Below are 22,438 nucleotides of genomic sequence, written 5' to 3'. Positions count from 1 at the left end.
TGAGGATAGGACGTTGCCAGGCAAACGGTGGTTCTGGAGCATACGCTCAAGGGCCGCCGCTTTTTTTGTGTCTTTTTGTAGAAAGACATGTATCCATTTTAATGAAGGGACTGAACAGGGATATGGCGAAAAAAACGAAACTACGCGTAGCCGTCGAAGAGAACGAGACGATTGGTGCTTGTTTGGATCGTATCGATGCCATGGGATACCGCCCGACGGTCCGACGAGAAGAACCGATCTTTGGATTAGACGCTAATGGCGAACCGTATCCAATTCGTCAACAAATCGTCTTCGATTGTAAAGTGAAAGAGAATGAATAACTGCCTAGAGCATCCTCCGATTCATGTGGAGGGTGCTTTTTTAGTTCTTGGCTCCATGTGATGCCTTTCAAGAAAATAAACTCCGAATGGATAATCGATGAAATCAGAAAAACCGCTTTTAAAACCGAACGATAAATTTTCAGACAATTAAATTGTTCGCCTTTGGTTGACGCCTTGGGATGGACTTGTTAAGATGAAGTCGTGACAGGATGATTGAATATAAACACCTCGTATAATAGCAGGGATATGGCTTGCAAGTTTCTACCCAACGACCCTAAATCGTTGGACTATGGGGTATATGGATGTTCGTCGATATTTCTTTGGCGTACCTTTTTATACCCTAAGCCACCCTTTTAGCCGTGGTTTGGGCTTTTTTTATGTACAAAGGAGGAAACAGCGATGGGAAATGTAGAAGTCGGCGTCATCATGGGAAGTCAATCGGATTGGGAAACGATGAAACATACATGTGATGTGTTGGAGCAACTTGAGATTCCGTATGAAAAGAAAGTCGTTTCCGCACACCGGACACCGGATCTAATGTTTCGTTATGCTGAATCAGCACGTGAACGAGGACTGAAGGTCATCATTGCCGGTGCAGGCGGTGCTGCTCATCTACCGGGCATGGTAGCCGCTAAAACGACATTACCCGTCGTCGGTGTTCCTGTGAAAAGTAGAGCGCTCCAAGGAATTGATTCCTTGCTCTCGATCGTTCAAATGCCAGGTGGTGTACCGGTCGCAACGGTTGCCATCGGAGAAGCAGGAGCAAAAAACGCCGGATTGCTAGCTGCTCAAATTCTTTCGATTCAAGATGAACGACTTGCCCGCAAGCTCGATCATATGCGAGTCGAACTCGAAGGAGACGTCATTGCATCTGGAGGAAACCTGTTATGAAACGAATCGGGATACTAGGTGGCGGTCAACTTGGTCGGATGATGGCACTGTCCGCCCGTGAGATGGGCTTTGAGATTCTGACACTCGATCCAACGGACAACGCACCATGTGCGCAAGTGGCGGATCAACATATTAAAGCTCCCTTTACGGATGTCGAGGCAGCGAAACAGCTCGCAGCTGAATCAGATGTCGTCACCTACGAATTCGAGAATATCTCAACAGAAGTCGCTGAAGCGATCGGGACGAAACTGATTCACGGAACGGATCTCCTCTTTCAAACGCAACATCGAGTTCGAGAAAAAGAGATGATTGAACGCATCGGGCATTCCGTCGCTCCATACTATCCGGTGACAGATCCTGCTGACTTAGAGGAAGCAAAACAGCGACTCGGTTTACCGTTCGTCTTGAAGACAGCACGATTCGGATACGACGGAAAAGGACAGACCGTCATCCGGACGGAAGAACAGTTCCAAGCGGCAATCAAACAATTCGAACCGACTGAGTATGTCGCAGAACAATGGTTACCGTTTGATCAGGAAATTTCCGTCATCGTCACTCGAAGCGCAACAGAGACTCGTGTTTTCCCAGTCAGTGAGAATATTCATCAAGAGAACATTTTGCATCTATCGATCGTACCGGCACGCATTTCCGAATCACTCGAACAAGAAGCAATTGCGCTCGCTGAATCGATCGCGGATGCTGTCGGGTTGATCGGTACACTCGCCATCGAGTTGTTCGTCGTAGGTTCTAGACTGATCGTCAATGAACTAGCACCCCGACCACATAATTCGGGTCACTATTCAATCGATGCTTGCGAAACATCCCAATTCGAGCAACATATCCGTGCCATCAGTGGTCTTCCACTCGGTGATACCCGTCTGACGACACCGGTCGTCATGGCGAACATCCTGGGTCAGCATGTCACAGCATTATACGAGGAACTGCCGAGACTAAACGCTCGGACGAAAGTTCACTTATATGGAAAAGCAGAAGCCAAGACAGGTCGCAAAATGGGACATTTAAACATCCTTGCGGACACGGTCGACGATGCTTTGGCAGAAGTCGAACGCCTGTCGATATGGAAGGAGACAGTTCAATGATCGAACGGTATACACGTCCTGAGATGAAAGCGATCTGGACCGAACAAAACAAATTCGAGGCTTGGTTAAAAGTCGAGATTCTTGCGTGTGAAGCATGGAGTGAACTAGGAGTCATCCCGAAAGAGGACGTTCAATTACTTTGGGACAATGCCTCTTTTGATGTCAACCGGATCCTTGAAATCGAACAAGAGACACGTCATGATGTCATCGCCTTTACACGTGCTGTCTCTGAGACACTCGGAGAAGAACGTAAATGGGTGCATTACGGACTAACGTCAACGGACGTCGTCGATACAGCACTCTCATATCTGTTGAAACAAGCAAATGACATTCTTGCTGCGGATCTCGATCGGTTCATCGACATCTTAAAAGTCAAAGCGAACGAACATAAATATACGGTCATGATGGGACGAACGCATGGCGTACATGCAGAACCGACGACGTTCGGTCTGAAACTAGCGCTTTGGTACGAAGAGATGAAACGAAACAAAGTCCGTTTCGAAGCAGCACGTGAGACGGTCGAATACGGCAAGATGTCGGGTGCCGTCGGAACATTCGCGAATATCGATCCGTTCATTGAAAAGTATGTCTGCGAAAAGTTAGGAACAAAACCAGCTCCGGTCTCCACGCAAACGTTACAACGCGATCGTCATGCACACTACATGTCGACACTGGCTTTGATCGCGACATCGATCGAAAAAATGGCAACGGAAATCCGAGGTCTGCAAAAAACGGAAACACGTGAAGTCGAAGAATTCTTCGCTAAAGGTCAAAAAGGATCATCGGCGATGCCGCACAAGCGGAATCCAATCGGCTCTGAGAACATGACAGGTCTTGCCCGAGTCATCCGTGGACACATGGTGACGGCGTACGAGAACGTCTCACTCTGGCACGAACGGGATATCTCGCACTCTTCGGCAGAACGCATCATTCTTCCGGACGCGACAGGACTACTCAACTACATGTTGAACCGTTTCGGAAACATCGTGAAGAACTTGACGGTCTTCCCGGACAACATGAAGCGGAACATGGACCGGACGTTCGGGGTCATCTTCTCTGGACATGTCTTACTCGCTTTAATCGAAAAAGGCTGGTCACGTGAAACCGCTTATGACTTCGTTCAACCGCGTGCGATGCAGGCGTGGGAAGAACAAATCATGTTCCGTGACTTATTGTGGCAAGAAGAAGAGATTCAACAGCTGTTCACAGAAGAAGAGCTCGATGCGTGTTTCGATCCGACGTACCATACGAGTCGCGTCGATGAAATTTTTGAACGGTGTGGCTTGAACTAATCAACCTGAGACGGGGCACGTGCCCCGTCTACATCTTAGGATCATGGGGGACGAAAGCGATGCAACCACTTTATGAAGGAAAAGCAAAACGATTGTACACGACGCAGGAGCAGGATGTGCTCCGGATCGTCTATAAAGACGAGGCCACGGCATTCAACGGCGAGAAAAAAGAAGTATTTGCTGGAAAAGGCGAATTGAACAACCGATTGACGAGTCATTTCTTTGAAATCCTCGAACAAGCGGGCATTCCGACACATTTCATTGAGCGTGTCTCGGAGCGCGAACAGCTCGTACGTCGTGTCACTATCATTCCACTCGAAGTCGTCGTCCGGAACGTCGTCGCAGGAAGCTTGAGTAAACGGCTCGGTATCGAAGAAGGTACGGTGCTCGAAACACCAATCGTTGAGTTCTACTATAAAGATGATACGTTAGGCGATCCACTCGTCACCTCATCACACATCAATTTACTGAAGATTGCGACTTCTGAGGAGCTAGAAGAGCTGTCGGACAAAGCGCTTCGCGTGAATGAAGTCTTGCAACCTTACTTCCGTCAAAACGGAATCACGTTGATTGATTTTAAATTGGAGTACGGCAAGACGTCAGATGGAACGATTCTACTGGCTGATGAGATTTCACCTGATACATGTCGCTTGTGGGATCAGGCGACAGGAGAACATCTCGATAAAGATGTTTTTCGACGCAATATCGGTTCACTGACAGAGACTTACCAAACACTATTCAATCGCCTAGGGGGAAACACACAATGAAAAAAGTCATCGTATCGATCGCATTACGGGAAAGCATTTTAGATCCACAAGGAGTTGCTGTAAAAGGCGGATTGCAACAGCTTGGTTTTACGGGTGTCGAAAGTGTTCGAATCGGAAAACAGATTGAACTGCTCGTTGAAACGGAAACGACAGAAGCGATGATTCATGAGATGTGTCAAAAATTACTCGTCAACACGGTGATGGAAGATTACCAGATTACGATCGAAGAGGTGACGCCAGCATGAAGTTCGCGGTCATCGTCTTTCCGGGATCGAACTGTGATTTAGATATGTACCATGCGGTTAAGGATGCGCTCGGAGAAGAAGCCGAATACGTCTTCCATACCGAAACATCACTTGAGGGTTATGACGGCGTCCTGTTACCAGGTGGATTTTCCTACGGAGATTACCTTCGTTGCGGCGCGATCGCACGCTTCTCACCGATTATGGAAGAGGTCAAACGTTTTGCAACAGAAGGAAAAACCGTCCTCGGTGTCTGTAACGGATTCCAGATCCTTGTCGAAGCGGGACTCTTGCCAGGTGTCTTACACCGCAACAACGGCTTGAAGTTCATGTGCCGGACGGTTGAACTAAAGGTTGAAAACACGAAGACACGGTTTACATCGGATTATCTGCCAGGCGAGACGATCTCGATTCCAATCGCGCACGGCGAAGGAAACTACTACTGTGACGATGCGACTTACGCGATGCTCCAAACGAACGGACAAATCGCCTTCACGTATGTCGATAATCCGAACGGCTCACGCGGTGATATCGCCGGGATCACGAACAAAGCCGGCAACGTTCTCGGGATGATGCCACACCCGGAACGAGCGGTCGAGTTATTGACCGGCGGAACAGATGGACTAAAACTCTTTACTTCACTCGTCAAACAGGGGGCACACCATGCTAAAACAACAGTCTGAACCAACACCAGAATTGATTCAAGAGCAACGCGTTTATGCCACGATGGGATTAAGTGATACGGAATACCAGATGATCGTCGATTTACTCGGACGCCAACCGAACTATACGGAAACAGGATTGTTTTCGGTCATGTGGTCGGAGCATTGTTCATACAAGACATCTAAACCCGTCCTCCGTCAATTCCCGACGACTGGACCACGTGTCTTACAGGGACCGGGTGAAGGAGCAGGTGTCGTTGATATCGGCGATGAGCAGGCAGTCGTCTTTAAGATTGAAAGCCACAACCATCCATCCGCTGTTGAACCGTATCAAGGGGCTGCGACAGGCGTCGGCGGAATCATTCGTGACATCTTCTCGATGGGCGCACGCCCAGTTGCGCTCATGAACTCGCTCCGTTTCGGTCATCTCGGTACACCACGTGTCAATCAACTGTTTGAACAAGTCGTTGCAGGGATCGCGGGGTATGGCAACTGTGTCGGTATTCCAACGATCGGTGGCGAAATCGGATTTGATCGTTCGTATGAAGGAAATCCACTCGTCAATGCGATGTGTATCGGTTTGATCAACCATGCCGATATTCAAAAAGGTCAGGCAAAAGGTGTCGGGAACTCAGTCATGTACGTCGGTGCAGCTACTGGGCGCGATGGTATTCATGGTGCGACGTTCGCCTCGGAAGATCTCGGAGAAGATACGGAAGCAAAACGTCCAGCTGTTCAAGTCGGTGATCCATTCATGGAGAAGCTATTGATTGAAGCTTGTCTTGAGATCGTTGGTCATCCAGCATTGGTCGGGATGCAGGATATGGGCGCTGCTGGACTAACATCTTCTTCAGCAGAGATGGCTTCAAAAGCAGGCATGGGCATCGAGATGCACCTCGATGACGTCCCGCAACGAGAAACAGGGATGACTGCCTACGAAATGATGCTCTCGGAATCACAAGAGCGGATGTTACTCGTCGTCAAGCGTGGTCGCGAAGCAGAAATCGAAGCGATCGTCAGCAAATGGGGACTCCATGCCGTTCACGTCGGAGAAGTCATTGAAGAGAAAGTCTTACGGTTGATTCATCATGGAGATATCGTGGCAGAAGTTCCGGTTGATGCGTTAGCAGAAGAAGCACCAGTCTATGAAAAACCATCTCGCGTTCCTGCGTATTATGAAGAATTCCAAGCGATGGAAGAGACGCTTCCAGTCGTCGAAGATGTCGTTGAGACATGGCGGGCGTTACTCCGTCAGCCGACGATCGCTTCAAAACGCTGGGTCTACGATCAGTACGATCATATGGTCCAGACATCGACCGTCGTCGCACCAGGATCAGACGCAGCCGTCATTCGTGTCCGCGGCACGAACAAAGCGCTCGCGATGACGACCGACTGTAACAGCCGTTTCGTCTACTTGGATCCATACGTCGGTGGACAGATCGCGGTTGCGGAAGCAGCACGTAATATCGTCGCGAGTGGGGCGACACCACTCGCCATCACGGATTGCCTGAACTTCGGAAATCCGGATAAACCAGAAGGCTTCTGGCAGTTGCAGCAAGCAACAGCCGGTATGGCTGAAGCATGTCGTGTCCTTGAGACACCTGTCATCGGAGGAAACGTCTCACTCTACAACGAGTCAGCCGGTCAAGCGGTTCATCCGACACCGGTCGTCGGAATGGTTGGCTTACACGAGCAAACGGAATGGATCACAACGCAACACGTCAAACAAGCTGGTGACCAGATCTATCTATTAGGAGAAACAACAGCCGAGTTTGGTGGTAGTGAGCTTCAATATATGCAATTCGGTAAATCATTCGGTCGCGCACCACAGATTGATTTAGCCGTCGAACACGCACGCTTACAATTGTTACAGCAGGCAGTACAAGCAGGTGAAGTCAATGCGATGCATGATGTATCAGAAGGTGGTCTTGCCATCGCTCTCGCTGAGATGACGTTTGGAACGAATCTCGGGTTGACAGTTCAGTTCAACGGACCAACCTTACACCTGTTCAGTGAATCGCAATCACGTTTCGTCGTCACTGTGCCACAAACGCACGTTGCAGCATTCGAACAACGGACCGGTGCTCAATCGATCGGTGTCGTCACGAACGATGAGCTTCTTGTCATCGAAACGGCAGAGACACGGATCGAAGCAGACCGTTCGACCTTACAGGGAGACTGGGAAGGAGCAATCGCGTGTTATATGACATCAAAGGACTAAATGAGGAGTGTGGCGTCTTCGGGATATTCGGACAACCGAATGCAGCGCAACTCGCCTATTACGGCTTGCATAGCTTGCAACACCGGGGACAGGAAGGGGCAGGCATCGTCACGAGTGACGGTGACGGCCTCTTCCCGCACCGCGGGCAAGGACTCGTAACGGAAGTCTTTTCGGAAGAGACACTGACGAATCTGAAAGGACATCATGCAATCGGACATGTCCGGTATTCGACAGCAGGAGGAAACACGCTTGAGAACACTCAACCGCTGCATTTCAAATCGCGGATGGGAGATCTCGCCCTCGCACATAACGGAAACCTCGTCAACGCCGATTCACTGAAGCACCTGTTAGAAGCAGAAGGTGCCATCTTTCAGACGACGAGTGATACGGAAGTCGTCGCCCATCTCGTCAAACGCAGTAAGCTCGACACACTCGAAGACCGGATTGCTGACAGTCTCGCGCGTCTCATCGGGGCATTCGCTTTTCTTTTCTTAACGGAAGATACGTTATTCGTGGCGGTTGATCCACACGGACTGCGTCCACTGTCACTCGGGAAGACACCGGACGGCGGCATCGTATTCGCGTCAGAGACATGTGCCTTTGATATCGTCGGCGCGGAGTTCATTCGTGATATCGAGCCAGGGGAGCTCGTAACGATCACAGAACACGGCATGTCGTCTCGTCAATACATGGAACCACGTGAACGGGCGATGTGTTCGATGGAATACATCTACTTCTCACGTCCGGATTCAATCATTGATGGCGTCAACGTCCATACAGCACGCAAAGCACTTGGGAAAAAGATGTATGAAGAAGCACCGGTCGAAGCAGACGTCGTTACCGGAGTGCCGGATTCAAGTATCTCGGCAGCGATCGGTTACGCGGAAGCGAGCGGTATTCCGTATGAGATGGGATTGATCAAGAATCGGTATGTCGGACGGACGTTCATCCAGCCGTCACAAGAGTTACGGGAACGTGGGGTCAAAATGAAGTTGTCCGCGCTACGCGGTGTCGTACAAGGAAAGCGTGTCATCATGGTCGATGATTCAATCGTCCGGGGAACGACGAGTCGTCGTATCGTCGGTTTGTTACGGGAAGCGGGTGCGACGGAAGTCCACGTCCGCATCACGGCACCACCGATTACGAATCCATGTTATTACGGGATTGATACTTCATCGAAGGAAGAACTGATCTCTGCCCGGTTGATGCCGGAAGAAATCCGTCAGGAAATCGGTGCGGATTCACTTGAATTCTTGACTGTACCGGGCATGGTCGATGCCATCGATCGCCCGTTCGATGGACCGTTAAAAGGACAATGTACCGCTTGCTTCACAGGAGAGTATCCGACACCGCTCGGTTCGCTCGAGTTAGAAGCTAAACTTTGATAGATGGGGGAAGAACATGAGCAAACATTACGAAGCAGCAGGTGTGAGTCTGACAGCAGGATATGAGTCCGTCACCCGAATGAAAAAACACGTCGCCCGTTCGATGCGCAAAGAAGTATTGACGGGACTCGGTAGCTTTGGTGCGATGTTCGACCTCAGCCAATTGCAGTTGAAAGAACCGGTTCTTGTCAGTGGGACAGATGGTGTCGGTACGAAACTCAAGCTCGCTTTCGCACTGGAACAACACGATACGATCGGAATCGACTGTGTCGCGATGTGTGTGAACGATATCATCGTCCAAGGCGCGGAACCGCTTTATTTTCTCGACTACATCGCGCTCGGTCAGGCGATTCCGGCGAAGATCGAACGGATCGTCGCCGGTGTTGCTGAAGGATGTGTCCAAGCGGGCTGTACGTTAATCGGCGGCGAAACAGCGGAAATGCCAGGGATGTATGCGGACGGCGAATATGATATCGCCGGGTTCGCTGTAGGTGCCGTCGAGAAACAAAAATTGATCACAGGTGATAACGTCGCAGCTGGAGATGTCATTCTCGGTCTCGCTTCGTCCGGCGTCCATTCGAACGGGTTCTCACTCGTCCGTAAAATCGTCGCTGACAGCGGTCTCCGCTACGAAGATGAAGTCATGATGCTCGGTCATACGCTCGGAAATGCGCTCCTCATGCCAACACGTATCTACGTCGAAGCGGTCAAAGCAGCCCTTGAGACGGAAAAGATTCAAGCGATGGTCCATATTACGGGTGGTGGTTTCTACGAGAACGTACCACGCGTCTTACCAGAAGGTCTTGGCGCATCGTTCGACCCGAAAAAGTGGCCGACGTTACCAGTCTTCGACTGGCTCGAGCAAGCGGGTGATTTGCCACGACATGATATGTATAATGTCTTCAATATGGGGATCGGTTTCATGTTGATCGTCAAACCGGAAGATGTCGCGGAAGTGACAGCACGCCTCGCTCGTGAAAATGAGACGGCGTACGTGATTGGTCAGGTGACCGATCAAGAAGGTGTCCGGATTCAAGGAGTCGACGCATGAAGATCGCCTGTTTTGCATCAGGAAGCGGTAGTAATGTCGAAGCACTTTTTGAAGCAATCGAGGCAGGAACATTACATGCCTCGATCGAACTGATCGTCTGCGATCAACCGGACGCAGCAGTCATCGAGCGGGCAAAACGACGCGGATGTGACGTCTTCGTCTTTCGGGCGAAGGACTATCCGGATAAACCGAGTTTTGAGCGGGAGATCATTGCCCGTCTTGAAGCGAAAGGCGTCGAACGGATCATTCTCGCCGGCTACATGCGATTGATCGGGGAAGAGTTGCTCGGACGATACGCAGGTCGGATCGTCAACATCCACCCGTCGCTACTTCCGGCCTTCCCGGGAAAAGATGCGATCGGACAAGCATTTCGTGGCGGAGTTAAAATCACAGGTGTTACAATTCATATAGTCGATGAAGGCATGGACACAGGACCGATCATGGCTCAAGAAGCCGTCCGGATTACAGAAGAGATGACGCGTGAAACGTTGCAACAAGCGATTCAGCGTGTCGAACATAGACTGTATCCGCAAGTCATCGAAGAGTGGATGAAAGAGGAGGCAAACGTATGAGAGCGTTAATTAGTGTGTCGGATAAAACAGGGATCGTCGAATTAGGACGAGCGTTTCATGAAGCAGGTATCGAGCTTGTCTCGACAGGCGGAACACATCAAGCATTAGAGGAAGCTGGGCTTCCGGTCATTGGTATCAGTGAAGTCACACAATTCCCAGAGATGCTCGATGGACGTGTCAAGACACTTCATCCGATGGTCCACGGTGGACTACTTGGTCGTCGTGATCTTGAATCCCATCGCGAACAGATGGCTGCGCAACAGATTCAACCGATTGATTTCGTCGTCGTCAACTTGTATCCGTTCAAGCAGACAGTTTTACAAGAAGACGTTGCGTATGCGGATGCGATTGAGAACATCGATATCGGTGGTCCAAGCATGTTGCGATCTGCAGCGAAGAACCACGCGGCTGTGACGGTCGTCGTCGATCCAGCTGATTACGAAACAGTCGTTGCTGAGGTTCGTGAAGGTGGAACAACGTTTGAGACACGCCAACGTCTTGCAGCGAAAGCTTTCCGTCATACAGCGGCGTACGATGCGTTGATCGCGGATTATTTCTTGACACAAACAGGCGAGAAGTTCCCGGACCAGTTGACGATCACGCTTGAGAAAGTCCAGGATCTCCGTTACGGAGAAAATCCACACCAAGAAGCAGCCTTTTATAAAACACCGATTTACCGTGGGGCTTCCCTCGCTTCAGCGAAACAGTTACACGGTAAAGAGTTGTCGTATAACAACATTCAAGATGCGAACGCCGCACTCGAAATTCTCGACGAGTTCCGTGAAGCAGCAGCCGTCGTCGTCAAACACATGAACCCATGTGGTGTTGCCGTCGGTCCAACGATCGGAGAGGCATTCCGCCGCGCTCATGCAGCCGATCCGGTTTCAATTTTCGGAGGCATCGTCGCCTTGAACCGTGAAGTCGACCTAGAGACAGCAGAACAACTAAGCGGTATCTTCCTTGAGATCATCATTGCCCCGTCCTTCACGGAAGAAGCCTTCGCCTTATTGTCAGCGAAAAAGAACATTCGTCTGCTTGAACTCGACGTCAAACGTGTCCAAGCGATCCGCTATACAGCAGTTGCCGGCGGTATGCTCGTCCAAGACAGTGACGATGAGACATTAGATGATGCAGCAGCACGTGTCGTGACAGACCGCAAACCGACAGCAGCGGAATGGGAAGACTTGAAACTCGCATGGCGCGCTGTCAAACACGTCAAGTCGAATGCGATCGTTCTTGCAAAAGACGAAGTAACCGTCGGTGTCGGTGCAGGACAGATGAACCGTGTTGGTTCAGCGAACATTGCAATCACGCAAGCTGGAGAAAAAGCGATCGGCGCGTCCCTTGCTTCCGATGCCTTCTTCCCAATGGGCGATACGGTCGAAGCGGCAGCAGCAGCTGGCATTACAGCAATCATTCAACCAGGCGGCTCGATTCGCGATCAAGAGTCGATTGATGCGTGTAACCAACACGGCATCACGATGGTCTTTACGAACGTTCGACATTTCAAACACTAAGCGGAGGCGATTTGAATGAAGGTATTGGTGATTGGTAAAGGAGGGCGTGAACACGCGCTCGTCTGGAAGCTGGCACAGGATGAACGGATCGAGACAGTGTATGCTGCGCCTGGGAATGCCGGGATGACACAAGCTACATGTGTTCCGATCGCCGAAAATGCCATCGATGAACTCGTGGCGTTCGCACAAGACGAACAGATTGATTGGACGATCGTCGGACCAGAAGGACCACTCGTTCTCGGGGTCGTTAACGCCTTTCAGGCAGCGGGACTGCAGGTTTTCGGACCGACACGGGAAGCTGCGGCAATCGAGGGAAGTAAGCAGTTCGCGAAGGAATTGATGGCGCGTGCCGGTATTCCGACCGCTGCTCACGCCGTCTTTACTTCAGCAGCAGAGGCAGAAGCGTATGTTCGCAAAGCGGGTGCACCGATTGTCATCAAAGCCGACGGTCTCGCTGCCGGAAAAGGGGTCACGGTCGCAGAAACTGTGGACCAGGCACTTGCAGCGATCCACGATACGTTTGCCGGGGAATACGGGCAGCAAAGCCGCGTCGTCATCGAAGAGTGTTTGGTCGGGGAAGAGTGTTCGTTGATGGCGTTCGTCCACGAAGAGACGGTCATTCCGATGGTATTGTCGCAAGATCATAAACGGGCATTTGACGGTGACTTAGGTCCGAACACAGGAGGAATGGGCGCGTATTCACCGTTACCTCAGTGGGACGAAGCAGCGTTGACGACAGAAGCTGTTGATCGCATCATACAGCCGCTCGTTGATCAGATGGCAAGCGAAGGAATACCGTTCACTGGCTTCCTCTATGCCGGTCTGATGTTGACGAAACAAGGACCGTTCGTCATCGAGTTCAATGCTCGGTTCGGTGATCCGGAGACGGAAGTCATTCTCCCACGCTTAGAGACACCGTTACTTGATGTCATCAGACCACTGATGGACGGACAGACACCAGAAGTCGTTTGGACGGACCAAGCAGCTGTCGGTGTCGTCGTCGCTGCAGAAGGATATCCAGAAGCGCCAAAAACGGGACAAATGATTCCACTCGATCAGATCGGGGATGACCTTCTCGTTTTTCATGCCGGAACGGCAGAACAATCCGGTCAACTTGTCTCAGCCGGTGGACGTGTCCTCGTCTGTGTCAGTCGTGCAGAGACGATCGAGCAAGCTGTCGAACAGGTCTATGCGAACTTACCAGACGTAACGCATCAGCCATTCTTTTACCGAACTGATATCGCTCAAAAAGCCTTTCGTGCCTCACATGAATCATGATAGTTGAACCAGACGCACTCAACAGAGTCTCGTCTGGTTTTTTTATTTCTTGGCGAAGTGCACGAAAAGATTTGTCTTCCATGGCGAATTTGTGTTATTTTGACCAAATGAATCCGGAACGGGGCAAAACTTCTTGAAACTTACTTAGCAACATTTTAGTATAAGAACTATAAGAAAGCGTTTTCAATAAAATAAAGGAGGTCGAGCTTTCGTGAAAAAAAATTGTGGAAGATCCCCTTGGACGAAATCTGAAGTACGAACACACCAAGCGGTCATCAGCGGAAAGCTTGCACCGACACTTGTCATACAGAATGCCACTTACCTAAATCATGGTGTCAAAGCATGGCGGACGGCGAACATCTGGATCAGTGGCGACCGGATCGTCTATGTCGGTCCAGAGATGCCGGAACAAGCCGATGCCTACCATGATGCGACAGGTCAATATATCGTACCCGGTTACATTGAACCTCATGCCCATCCGTTTCAACTTTATAATCCAGCGAGTCTTGCAAAATTCGCAGCAGAGCGAGGAACATCGACCCTCGTCAACGACAACATGTTGTTATTATTAGAGCCGACGGAGCAAGCGTTTGCTCAAGTCGAGGCACTGGCGGACCTACCGACCTCGATGTACTGGTGGGCACGACTCGACGCGCAGACCGAGCTTGATGCCGATAGTATCTCGATCGATAATCGCCGGATTCAAGCATGGCTTAAACATCCACAAGTCATCCAAGCGGGTGAGTTGACGGGATGGCCACGTCTCTCGCAAGGGGACGATGAACTGCTCCACTGGATGCAGGATGCGATCAAACTTGGAAAACCAATCGAAGGTCATTTCCCTGGTGCTTCAGCGAAGACGCTGACAAAGATGGCGCTGTATGGTGTGACGAGTGATCACGAGGCAATGACGGTCGAAGAAGCGATGACACGTCTTGAACTTGGTTATACGACGACGATTCGTTATTCATCGATTCGTCCGGATCTACCGGATATCTTTAAGGGGCTTGTCGAAGCGGGATTGACGCAGTTCGATAAGGTACTAGTGACAACAGATGGTTCGACACCCTCCTTCTATAAAGCGGGTATGATGGATGAGACAATCCGACTGATGCTCGAGGCAGGCATTCCGGTCGAAGAAGCCTACCGGATTGCGTCATACAATGCAGCACGTCATTTTAATCTCGATCATCTACTCGGAAGTATCGCGCCAGGACGGATTGCTCATCTCAATTTCCTTGAGGCAAAAGATGCTCCGACACCTGTCGCTGTACTTGCGCGCGGCATATGGGTCCGTCAAGCCGACATTCCATGTTACCCGGCAGAAACGCTTGATGCTGCTTATGCCCTTATGCCACGATCAGAAGTCCGGATTTCCTTAACGGAGCAGGATTTTTCATTCAGCATGCCGGTTGGTCTTGAAATGGTCAATTCCGTCATCATGAAGCTCTATCAAGTCGAGCATGACACGAGTGTACCTATTCTACCAGCAGGTTGCGATGAATCCTTCCTGATGCTACTGGACCGCGAAGGGAAGTGGCGTTTGAATACCGTCTTGAAGAACTTTGCGACACAAGTCGGAGGTCTCGTCAGTTCGTACTCGATTAGTGGTGATATTTTGATGATCGGTAAATCAAAACGAGATATGCAAGTCGCGTTTGAGCGGATGAAAACATTTGGCGGTGGAATCGTTCTCGTCGAAGACGGAGAAGTCATCGCTGAAGTTCCATTGACCTTAATGGGGCAGACGTCCGACTTACCAATCGAGGATTTGATCGTTCAAGAAACCGCTTTACGGGAGGCATTATTTGCCCGTGGATATGCCTTTGAAGATCCGGTCTATACGTTGCTATTCCTAGCGTCTACACATCTACCATATGTGCGAATCACACCACAAGGTATTTACGAAGTCCTTCGGAAAAAAGTCCTTTTCCCGGCGATTTTGCGATGACGCTTGAATTTTAAAACGTCGCGCTTTAAACTATTAAAGAGCAATTGAATGGGAAAGGGAGTCACAAGATGCAACTCGATAAATTGCGTGGAAAAGAATTAGATCAGTTATTTACAGCCATCATGAAGATGGATTCATTAGAAGATTGTTATACGTTGTTCGAAGACTTAGCGACCGTCAACGAAATCCAGGCGCTCGCCCAACGTCTGGAAGTCGCACGTCAATTACGTGAAGGCAATACGTATCACAAAATCGAAAAGGCGACCGGTGCTTCAACAGCAACGATTTCGCGTGTCAAACGTTGCTTGAACTACGGTTCGGGCGGTTATGATCTGGCGCTTGCCCGCCTAGGTCTTATCGAGCAAGAAGTAGCGGATAACTAATGTTATCCGCTACTTCTATGAAGGGGGGCGTGTTACATTGGATTTTGCGTTACAACAAAGAATTCAACATTTCATTCGTAAGCTGACGCCTATCCAGTCGCTCGTCATCATCTACTTCGTTGCTGTCATCATTGGGATCATTCTGCTCGGCTTACCGTGGTCGACGAAAGGAAATTACGACTGGGACTTCACGGACCTGGTCTTCATGGCGGTCAGTTGTGTTAGTGTCACCGGTCTGACGACGGTCTCGGTTTCGGATACCTTTACGACGTTCGGGTACTTCATGATCATGATTTTAGTACAAGTCAGCGGGATCGGCTTGATGTCGCTTCATATCGCGATGTGGGTCATCCTCGGAAAACGAATTGGCTTCCGGGAGCGTCAACTGGTCGTCCGAGATCAGAACCAGACGACGATGCAAGGTGTCGTCAAATATATTCGGGAAGTCATCTTGATCATCGTCTCGATTGAATTGATTGGTGCTTTGATTCTCGGGCTGTATTACACAAAGTATTTTCCGACGTTCGGAGAAGCGATGCTTCAAGGGTTGTTCGGGTCAGTCAGTGCGACGACGAACGCCGGTTTTGATATCACGGGAGAATCGTTACTACCGTTTCGCGGGGATTTGTTCGTCGTCTTCATGCAAATCTTACTGTTGACGCTCGGAGCAATTGGTTTTCCGGTACTCGTCGAAGTCCGACGTTATATTTCCTACCGAGCGACACGTCAAGCAACACGTCAACCGTATCATTTTTCACTGTTCACGAAATTGACGGCGTCGACGTTCTTCATTCTCGTTCTCTTTGGAATGGTGGCACTACTACTATTCGAATGGAACCAATCCTTTAAAGGCTTACCAATCGATGAGAAGCTCGTCGACGCCTTGTTCCAATCCGTTACGACTCGTAACGGGGGATTGACGACGATCGATATCACGTCTTTCTCACAAGCCTCGATTTTCGTCTTGTCGCTCTTAATGTTCATCGGAGCGTCACCGTCTTCCGTTGGTGGGGGGATTCGAACGACGACGTTCGCCGTCGCTGTCTTGAGTGTCATCGCCTTCATACGAGGGGAATATGGTATCAAAATCTTCGGTCGTGAGATTGGTCAATCGGATATTTGGAAGGCCTTTGTCGTCATCGTCGTCTCGACTGGCGTGACGATGGTTGGATTGATCGTCTTGTTGATCGTTGAGGACGCGCCGTTCCTGGTGCTGTTCTTTGAAGCGTGTTCAGCGTTCGGTACGACCGGTCTATCACTCGGCATCACGGATCAATTATCGGATATCGGAAAATGGACGTTGTCTGTGCTGATGTTCATTGGTCGAATCGGTGTCATCTCGTTCGTTCTTCTGTTGAAAGCGAACCAACCAAAACGTAACTATAACTATCCGAAGGAATCCGTCATTATCGGATAAGGAGGCTCTTGTATGAAACGTGCCTTTTGGATCAACTTCGCGTATATCTTTGCTGTGCCTGTCTTACCGTTTTTGGCGCTCGTCAATGGGCGAGCGCTCTGTTCGCCAGATTCACCGTTACTGGACGTTCCGGTACTCGGCTTCTTTTTGGCAGAACCGTGGGCATTCGTGCCGGTATATGCCGTCTTTGCGTTGTTACTGGCGTCACTGTTGACGAAACGACGGACACACGTCTGACCATCTCGCTCTGCGCGAGATGGTTTTTTGTTTTATACTGAATGTGGAATGAGAAAGAGAGGATGGGACGAACCGTGTTATTACCTTTTAATGAATGGCGACATGTCTTTAAACTAGATCCAGCAAAACCAATTGATGATGCTAGCCTACAGGCGATTGCGACGTCCGGAACGGATGCGATTCTTGTCGGTGGAACAGATGACATCACACTCGATGCAACGCTTGATCTCTTAATGCGTTTGCGACGATATCCAGTCGCGGTGGCACTTGAGATTTCAGAACTCGAAGCCGCGACGATGGGATTCGATACGTATTTGACGCCGACGGTCCTGAATGCGGGAACATTAGAGTATGTCGTCGAAAAACAAGTCGAGGCATTAGAACAAGTCGGTCATATGCTGGCGCACGCTGATCTTGTTGGGGAAGGGTATATCGTCCTGAATCCTGATGCGAAGGTCGCGCGTGTGACACAAGCAAAGCCGTTAACGTTGGATGAAACCGTCGCTTACGCACAACTTGCGGATAGCGTCTTCCGCTTACCGGTCGTCTATCTCGAATACAGTGGCGTTTACGGGGAACCGGAACGAGTAGCAGCCGTTCGCGATGTGTTGAAGCAGGCACGCCTGTTTTACGGCGGCGGCATCGACTCCGAGGAGCGGGCGCGTGAGATGTTGCAGTATGCGGATACGATCGTCGTTGGGAACGTCATTTATGAGGATTTAAAAGCAGCGCTTGCGACCGTCGCAGCGACACGATAAAATATAGGAACAAAAGTTCGGAATATAAGAAATGAGGCTATTGATATGTTTAATTTGAGTGAACAGCTCGTCAGTGGACTAAACCCTGAGCAAGCAAGAGCAGTCAAGCATACGGAAGGTCCACTGCTGATCATGGCAGGAGCCGGTTCCGGGAAGACACGCGTCCTGACACACCGGGTCGCATATTTGATGGCGGCTAAACAAGTCGCGCCGTGGAACATCCTTGCGATTACGTTCACGAACAAGGCAGCGCGGGAAATGCGGGACCGGATTGGTCGTTTGGTCGGTGGTGTCGCAAACGATATTTGGGTCTCGACCTTCCATTCGATGTGTGTCCGGATGTTACGTCGCGACATCGATCAGCTTGGATACGATCGTAACTTCACGATCCTTGATTCAAGTGATCAGCAATCGGCGATCAAGCTCGTCTTAAAGGAACAAAACTTGGACCCGAAAAAATGGGATCCGCGATCGATGCTGACGATCATCTCGTCACAGAAAAATGAATTACGCAGTGCTGAATTCTACGCCTCGATCGTGACGAGTCCGTATGAGAAGACCGTTGCTGAAATCTATAAAGGATACGAAGCTGTCCTACGCCGGAACAACGCGCTCGACTTTGATGATCTAATCGGAAAAACGACAGAGTTATTCAAGAAGAGTCCGGATGTCCTTGCGTACTATCAGAAAAAGTTCCGCTACATCCATGTTGATGAGTATCAAGATACGAACAAAGCCCAGTATGATCTCGTCAATCTGTTAGCTTCGGGACATCAGAATCTCTGTGTCGTTGGGGACTCGGATCAGTCGATTTACCGTTGGCGTGGTGCTGACATTGCGAACATCCTCTCGTTCGAAGAGGATTATCCGAATGCAGCCGTCATCTTACTCGAGCAAAACTACCGTTCCTCGAAACGAATTTTGGAAGCGGCCAACCATGTCATCCAAAACAACTCAACACGTAAAGATAAGAAACTTTGGACGGATAACGACGAAGGCGAGAAGCTGATCGTTCATACGGCAGAGAACGAGCGGGAAGAAGCATTTTATATCGTCCAGGAAATTCGGAATTCACTTCGCTACGGGATGAAACTGAGTGATATCGCGATTTTATACCGGACGAACGCACAATCGCGTGCGATCGAGGAAACACTTCTCAAATCGAACGTCCCGTACAAAATGATTGGCGGCACGAAGTTCTACGATCGTAAAGAGATCAAAGACGTGCTCGCTTATCTCCGTTTAATTTCGAATCCGGACGAAGACCTGTCCTTTGCGCGAATCGTCAATGAACCAAAACGCGGTATCGGCGCAACGACAATTGATAAGCTGCGTGATTTCGCCGATTTACAAGGCGTGTCACTGATGGAAGCGATTCGCGATATCGAATTGTCGAGTATCGCACCAAAAACGGCAGCGAAATTGACGGATTTCCGGACGACGATTCTCGGACTCAGTCAAATGCAAGAATTCATCAGTATTTCGGAACTGGTCGAAGAAGTGCTTGAGAAATCGGGTTATCGTCAAGTGCTGAAGGAAGATAAGACGCTTGAAGCACAGAGTCGTCTTGAGAACATCAACGAGTTTATCACCGTTGCACAGAACTTTGAGAAGGAGACGGCAAAAGCCGATCCGGAAGACCGGACGATCATCGCCTTCTTGACTGACTTGACACTCGTCGCCGATGTCGATTCACTCGACGAGACGGATCCGGAAGAACAAGTCACGTTGATGACACTCCACTCGGCAAAAGGACTCGAGTTTCCGGTCGTTTTCTTGATTGGGATGGAGGAAGGTTTGTTCCCGCATAGCCGTTCGCTTCAAGATGAAGACGAGATGGAAGAAGAACGTCGCCTCGCGTATGTCGGGATCACACGTGCTGAGAAACGCCTTTACTTGTCACATGCGCGGATGCGCTCCCTGTACGGACGAACGAACGCAAACCAAGAATCAAGGTTCCTAGCGGAGCTGCCGGAAGTCGTCATCGAGCGGACCGGTAAAAAAGCGAAGCCACTCCCATGGGAAGATCGCCCTGTCCCACAAGGCAAAGCGGTCATCGGTCGTTCAATCAGTAAACCGACAGCGATGAAGACGTCAGGTGCGGAAACGCTCGGTTGGTCGGTCGGAGATAAGGCAGAACATGGGAAATGGGGACTCGGTACAGTCGTCCAGACTCGGGGTGAAGGAGATAATCTTGAAATCGATATCGCATTCCCAGCAGTCGGAATTAAACGATTGCTCGCAAAATTCGCACCGATTAAAAAGGTATGACGGGAGGTCCACAGATGGACGCAAGCCAACGTATAGATGAGATTCGTCAAACATTGAATCGCTACAGCTACGAATATTACGTACTGGATCAACCGACAGTACCGGATGCGACGTACGATCAATTGCTCCGTGAACTGACGGAGCTAGAAACAGCGCATCCGGAACTAATCACGCCAGACTCGCCAACGCAGCGCGTCGGCGCAGCACCGCTTGAAGCCTTCGAGAAGGTGACGCATGACTTACCGATGCTGTCGCTCGGAAACGTCTTTGATGAGACAGAAATTCGCGAATGGGTCGCTCGGATTGAGCGGTCGCTCGGACGTTCGACAACTTATGTCGCCGAACTGAAATTCGATGGACTTGCCATCTCGCTGAAATACGAAGACGGTCGATTCGTTCGTGGAGCGACACGCGGTGATGGAACAGTCGGCGAAAACATCACGCAGAATCTACGGACAATTAAAGCGTTACCGCTTCGTCTGCAGGCAGAAGAGACGGTTGAAGTCCGCGGAGAAGCCTATATGCCGAAACAATCGTTCGAACGATTGAATGAAGACCGGGCAAGTCGGGAAGAGACGTTGTTCGCGAATCCACGTAACGCGGCAGCAGGTAGTCTGCGTCAGCTGGATTCGTCGATCACGGCGTCGCGTAATCTGTCGTTGTTCGTGTATGGCGTCGGCGTCAATACGTTGACGGCTCGTTCACATAGCGAAGCGATGGCGCAACTCGCTTCACTTGGCTTACCGACCAATCAACATATGCAGACGTGTGAGACGGTCGAAGAGATTCTTGCCTACATCGCACATTGGACAGAAGCACGTGCGAGCCTGCCATATGAGATCGACGGAATCGTCCTGAAAGTCGATCGATACGATGATCAGGAAGAGCTCGGCTTCACAGCAAAAAGTCCCCGCTTCGCGACAGCCTATAAGTTTGCGGCGGAAGAAGTCATGACGACAGTCGAAGACGTTGATTTCAGTGTCGGTCGGACCGGGAAAGTGACGCCGCGTGCCCGTTTTGCACCGGTCGTCGTTGCAGGATCGACGGTGACGTATGCAACACTGCATAACGCTGATTTCATCGCTGAAAAAGATATCCGCCTTCAGGATTCGGTCATCATCAAAAAAGCGGGAGATGTCATCCCGGCAGTCGTACAAGTCGTCACGGCAGAGCGAACGGGAGAAGAGACACCAATCGTCTTCCCGACCCATTGTCCGGCCTGTCAATCGGAACTCGTCCGTCTCGAAGGCGAAGTCGACATCCGCTGTGTCAGTCCGGAATGTCCAGCGCAATTGATGGAAGGTATTATTCACTTCGTTTCGCGTCAAGCAATGAACATCGATGGTCTCGGTGAAAAAGTCGTCCGTCAATTGTATGACCATGAAGCAATCCGGACGATTGCCGATTTATATCGACTCGATCGCGACGAGTTGTTGACGTTCGACCGAATGGGTGAGACGTCCGTCGATAAATTACTTGCGGCGATCGAAGCCTCGAAGCAGAACTCAGTCGAACGTCTCTTATTTGGTCTCGGAATTCGACTCGTTGGTCAAAAAGCGGCGTATCTCTTAGCGGAACGTTTTGATTCGTTAGCAGGGATTGCGGCAGCTAGCTACGAGGAGATCGTCGCGATCGATGGTATCGGTGGGAAAATCGCGGACTCCATCGTAAAGTACTTCGAGCACCCAGAAGCACAAGCATTGATTCGTGATTTGGAACAACTCGGTGTTAATCAACAGTTCCTTGGTGAACGAGTTGATCAGACGAATGCACCGCTCGGTGGAAAAACGATCGTCTTGACGGGAACACTCGAAAGCCTAAAACGGTCAGAGGCAGGGAAGCGTCTTGAAGCACTTGGTGCCGATGTGACGGGAAGCGTCAGTAAAAAGACAGACGTGCTCGTCGCAGGGGAAAAGGCAGGTTCTAAGCTGACGAAAGCAGAATCGCTCGGCATCGAAATTTGGGATGAAGCGCGTCTGTTAGAAGAACTAGCTAAACACGAAGCGTGAGCAGAATGAATGAGAACGATCAAATAAAAAGGAAGGCGAAATTCCGTCTTCCTTTCAGACTATAGACAAAAAGGCTGACTCCAAAAAATGACGCGTCTTTTCACGCCCTTTCCT

Annotated in this window: 20 protein-coding genes and 1 riboswitch; all 20 genes read left to right on the top strand. The window is 50.2% G+C overall.

From position 1 onward, the window contains the following. The first annotated feature begins 122 nt into the window (after positions 1-122). The 20 genes from B4F99_RS09735 to ligA all read left to right on the top strand — a co-directional run bounded on the left by B4F99_RS09735 (position 123) and on the right by ligA (position 22,324). Positions 123-320 carry an NETI motif-containing protein gene (locus tag B4F99_RS09735; RefSeq protein WP_023467064.1) on the top strand — a complete coding sequence of 66 codons (198 nt, stop codon included), beginning with the start codon at positions 123-125 and terminating at the stop codon, positions 318-320. Between the two features lie 208 nt (positions 321-528). After that, positions 529-630: riboswitch (purine riboswitch) on the top strand. Positions 631-719: 89 nt separating this feature from the next. After that, positions 720-1,211 carry a 5-(carboxyamino)imidazole ribonucleotide mutase gene (purE, locus tag B4F99_RS09730; RefSeq protein ID WP_290757359.1) on the top strand — a complete coding sequence of 164 codons (492 nt, stop codon included), beginning with the start codon at positions 720-722 and terminating at the stop codon, positions 1,209-1,211. After that, positions 1,208-2,311, top strand: coding sequence for a 5-(carboxyamino)imidazole ribonucleotide synthase (gene purK / locus B4F99_RS09725; RefSeq protein WP_214856354.1), 1,104 nt, complete (start codon positions 1,208-1,210; stop codon positions 2,309-2,311). The genes purE and purK overlap by 4 nt, the downstream gene beginning before the upstream one ends. Continuing rightward, positions 2,308-3,603, top strand: coding sequence for an adenylosuccinate lyase (purB, locus tag B4F99_RS09720; protein ID WP_214856356.1), 1,296 nt, complete (start codon positions 2,308-2,310; stop codon positions 3,601-3,603). The genes purK and purB overlap by 4 nt, the downstream gene beginning before the upstream one ends. Positions 3,604-3,662: 59 nt before the next feature. Further along, a complete protein-coding gene (gene purC, locus B4F99_RS09715) occupies positions 3,663-4,370 on the top strand; it encodes a phosphoribosylaminoimidazolesuccinocarboxamide synthase (RefSeq protein WP_214856357.1) in 708 nt (235 codons plus the stop codon). After that, complete coding sequence (gene purS / locus B4F99_RS09710; protein ID WP_023467069.1) at positions 4,367-4,615, top strand: phosphoribosylformylglycinamidine synthase subunit PurS; 249 nt, start codon at positions 4,367-4,369, stop codon at positions 4,613-4,615. The genes purC and purS overlap by 4 nt, the downstream gene beginning before the upstream one ends. Beyond that, complete coding sequence (gene purQ, locus B4F99_RS09705; RefSeq protein WP_035412283.1) at positions 4,612-5,295, top strand: phosphoribosylformylglycinamidine synthase subunit PurQ; 684 nt, start codon at positions 4,612-4,614, stop codon at positions 5,293-5,295. Before purS ends, purQ begins: the two co-directional genes overlap by 4 nt. Beyond that, entirely contained in the window at positions 5,276-7,495 is a 2,220-nt protein-coding gene (gene purL, locus B4F99_RS09700; protein WP_214856358.1) for a phosphoribosylformylglycinamidine synthase subunit PurL, read from the top strand. The genes purQ and purL overlap by 20 nt, the downstream gene beginning before the upstream one ends. Next, a complete protein-coding gene (gene purF, locus B4F99_RS09695; RefSeq protein ID WP_214856359.1) occupies positions 7,471-8,880 on the top strand; it encodes an amidophosphoribosyltransferase in 1,410 nt (469 codons plus the stop codon). Before purL ends, purF begins: the two co-directional genes overlap by 25 nt. Before the next feature lie 16 nt (positions 8,881-8,896). Further along, the gene (gene purM / locus B4F99_RS09690; protein WP_029340745.1) at positions 8,897-9,931 is read left to right on the top strand and encodes a phosphoribosylformylglycinamidine cyclo-ligase; all 1,035 of its coding nucleotides are present in this window, start codon (positions 8,897-8,899) and stop codon (positions 9,929-9,931) included. Further along, the gene (gene purN, locus B4F99_RS09685) at positions 9,928-10,503 is read left to right on the top strand and encodes a phosphoribosylglycinamide formyltransferase (RefSeq protein WP_023467073.1); all 576 of its coding nucleotides are present in this window, start codon (positions 9,928-9,930) and stop codon (positions 10,501-10,503) included. Before purM ends, purN begins: the two co-directional genes overlap by 4 nt. Further along, the gene (gene purH / locus B4F99_RS09680) at positions 10,500-12,020 is read left to right on the top strand and encodes a bifunctional phosphoribosylaminoimidazolecarboxamide formyltransferase/IMP cyclohydrolase (RefSeq protein WP_035412295.1); all 1,521 of its coding nucleotides are present in this window, start codon (positions 10,500-10,502) and stop codon (positions 12,018-12,020) included. Before purN ends, purH begins: the two co-directional genes overlap by 4 nt. 15 nt (positions 12,021-12,035) lie before the next feature. Continuing rightward, positions 12,036-13,298, top strand: coding sequence for a phosphoribosylamine--glycine ligase (gene purD / locus B4F99_RS09675; protein ID WP_214856360.1), 1,263 nt, complete (start codon positions 12,036-12,038; stop codon positions 13,296-13,298). Between the two features lie 211 nt (positions 13,299-13,509). Beyond that, positions 13,510-15,249, top strand: coding sequence for an adenine deaminase C-terminal domain-containing protein (locus B4F99_RS09670; RefSeq protein WP_214856361.1), 1,740 nt, complete (start codon positions 13,510-13,512; stop codon positions 15,247-15,249). Positions 15,250-15,317: 68 nt separating this feature from the next. Next, positions 15,318-15,632 (top strand): YerC/YecD family TrpR-related protein, encoded by a 315-nt coding sequence (locus B4F99_RS09665; RefSeq protein WP_023467078.1) that lies wholly within the window; start codon positions 15,318-15,320, stop codon positions 15,630-15,632. A gap of 37 nt (positions 15,633-15,669) precedes the next feature. Beyond that, positions 15,670-17,049, top strand: a complete 1,380-nt coding sequence (locus B4F99_RS09660) for a TrkH family potassium uptake protein (protein WP_214856362.1) — start codon at positions 15,670-15,672, stop codon at positions 17,047-17,049. A gap of 12 nt (positions 17,050-17,061) precedes the next feature. Next, positions 17,062-17,286: a hypothetical protein gene (locus B4F99_RS09655; RefSeq protein WP_035398958.1), complete on the top strand. Its 225-nt coding sequence runs from the start codon at positions 17,062-17,064 to the stop codon at positions 17,284-17,286. Between the two features lie 74 nt (positions 17,287-17,360). Then, on the top strand, positions 17,361-18,044 hold the full coding sequence (locus B4F99_RS09650) for a heptaprenylglyceryl phosphate synthase (RefSeq protein WP_035412748.1): 684 nt from the start codon (positions 17,361-17,363) through the stop codon (positions 18,042-18,044). 45 nt (positions 18,045-18,089) lie between these two features. Then, on the top strand, positions 18,090-20,315 hold the full coding sequence (pcrA, locus tag B4F99_RS09645; protein WP_290757343.1) for a DNA helicase PcrA: 2,226 nt from the start codon (positions 18,090-18,092) through the stop codon (positions 20,313-20,315). A 14-nt stretch (positions 20,316-20,329) separates the two neighbouring features. Then, positions 20,330-22,324, top strand: a complete 1,995-nt coding sequence (gene ligA, locus B4F99_RS09640) for an NAD-dependent DNA ligase LigA (protein ID WP_035412310.1) — start codon at positions 20,330-20,332, stop codon at positions 22,322-22,324. Positions 22,325-22,438: the final 114 nt, after the last annotated feature.

The organism is Exiguobacterium sp. UBA3491 (genome assembly GCF_002377745.1).
Lineage (GTDB): Bacteria > Bacillota > Bacilli > Exiguobacteriales > Exiguobacteriaceae > Exiguobacterium_A.
This window is presented reverse-complemented; position numbering and strand designations above follow the sequence as displayed.

Coding starts and splice junctions, on each gene's coding strand:
- purC (WP_214856357.1), top strand. CDS start 3,663: ATGCAACCACTTTATGAAGGAAAAGCAAAACGATTGTACACGACGCAG.
- B4F99_RS09665 (WP_023467078.1), top strand. CDS start 15,318: ATGCAACTCGATAAATTGCGTGGAAAAGAATTAGATCAGTTATTTACA.
- purH (WP_035412295.1), top strand. CDS start 10,500: ATGAGAGCGTTAATTAGTGTGTCGGATAAAACAGGGATCGTCGAATTA.
- B4F99_RS09735 (WP_023467064.1), top strand. CDS start 123: ATGGCGAAAAAAACGAAACTACGCGTAGCCGTCGAAGAGAACGAGACG.
- purL (WP_214856358.1), top strand. CDS start 5,276: ATGCTAAAACAACAGTCTGAACCAACACCAGAATTGATTCAAGAGCAA.
- B4F99_RS09655 (WP_035398958.1), top strand. CDS start 17,062: ATGAAACGTGCCTTTTGGATCAACTTCGCGTATATCTTTGCTGTGCCT.
- purS (WP_023467069.1), top strand. CDS start 4,367: ATGAAAAAAGTCATCGTATCGATCGCATTACGGGAAAGCATTTTAGAT.
- purB (WP_214856356.1), top strand. CDS start 2,308: ATGATCGAACGGTATACACGTCCTGAGATGAAAGCGATCTGGACCGAA.
- purK (WP_214856354.1), top strand. CDS start 1,208: ATGAAACGAATCGGGATACTAGGTGGCGGTCAACTTGGTCGGATGATG.
- purD (WP_214856360.1), top strand. CDS start 12,036: ATGAAGGTATTGGTGATTGGTAAAGGAGGGCGTGAACACGCGCTCGTC.
- purE (WP_290757359.1), top strand. CDS start 720: ATGGGAAATGTAGAAGTCGGCGTCATCATGGGAAGTCAATCGGATTGG.
- purN (WP_023467073.1), top strand. CDS start 9,928: ATGAAGATCGCCTGTTTTGCATCAGGAAGCGGTAGTAATGTCGAAGCA.
- purM (WP_029340745.1), top strand. CDS start 8,897: ATGAGCAAACATTACGAAGCAGCAGGTGTGAGTCTGACAGCAGGATAT.
- purQ (WP_035412283.1), top strand. CDS start 4,612: ATGAAGTTCGCGGTCATCGTCTTTCCGGGATCGAACTGTGATTTAGAT.
- ligA (WP_035412310.1), top strand. CDS start 20,330: ATGGACGCAAGCCAACGTATAGATGAGATTCGTCAAACATTGAATCGC.
- pcrA (WP_290757343.1), top strand. CDS start 18,090: ATGTTTAATTTGAGTGAACAGCTCGTCAGTGGACTAAACCCTGAGCAA.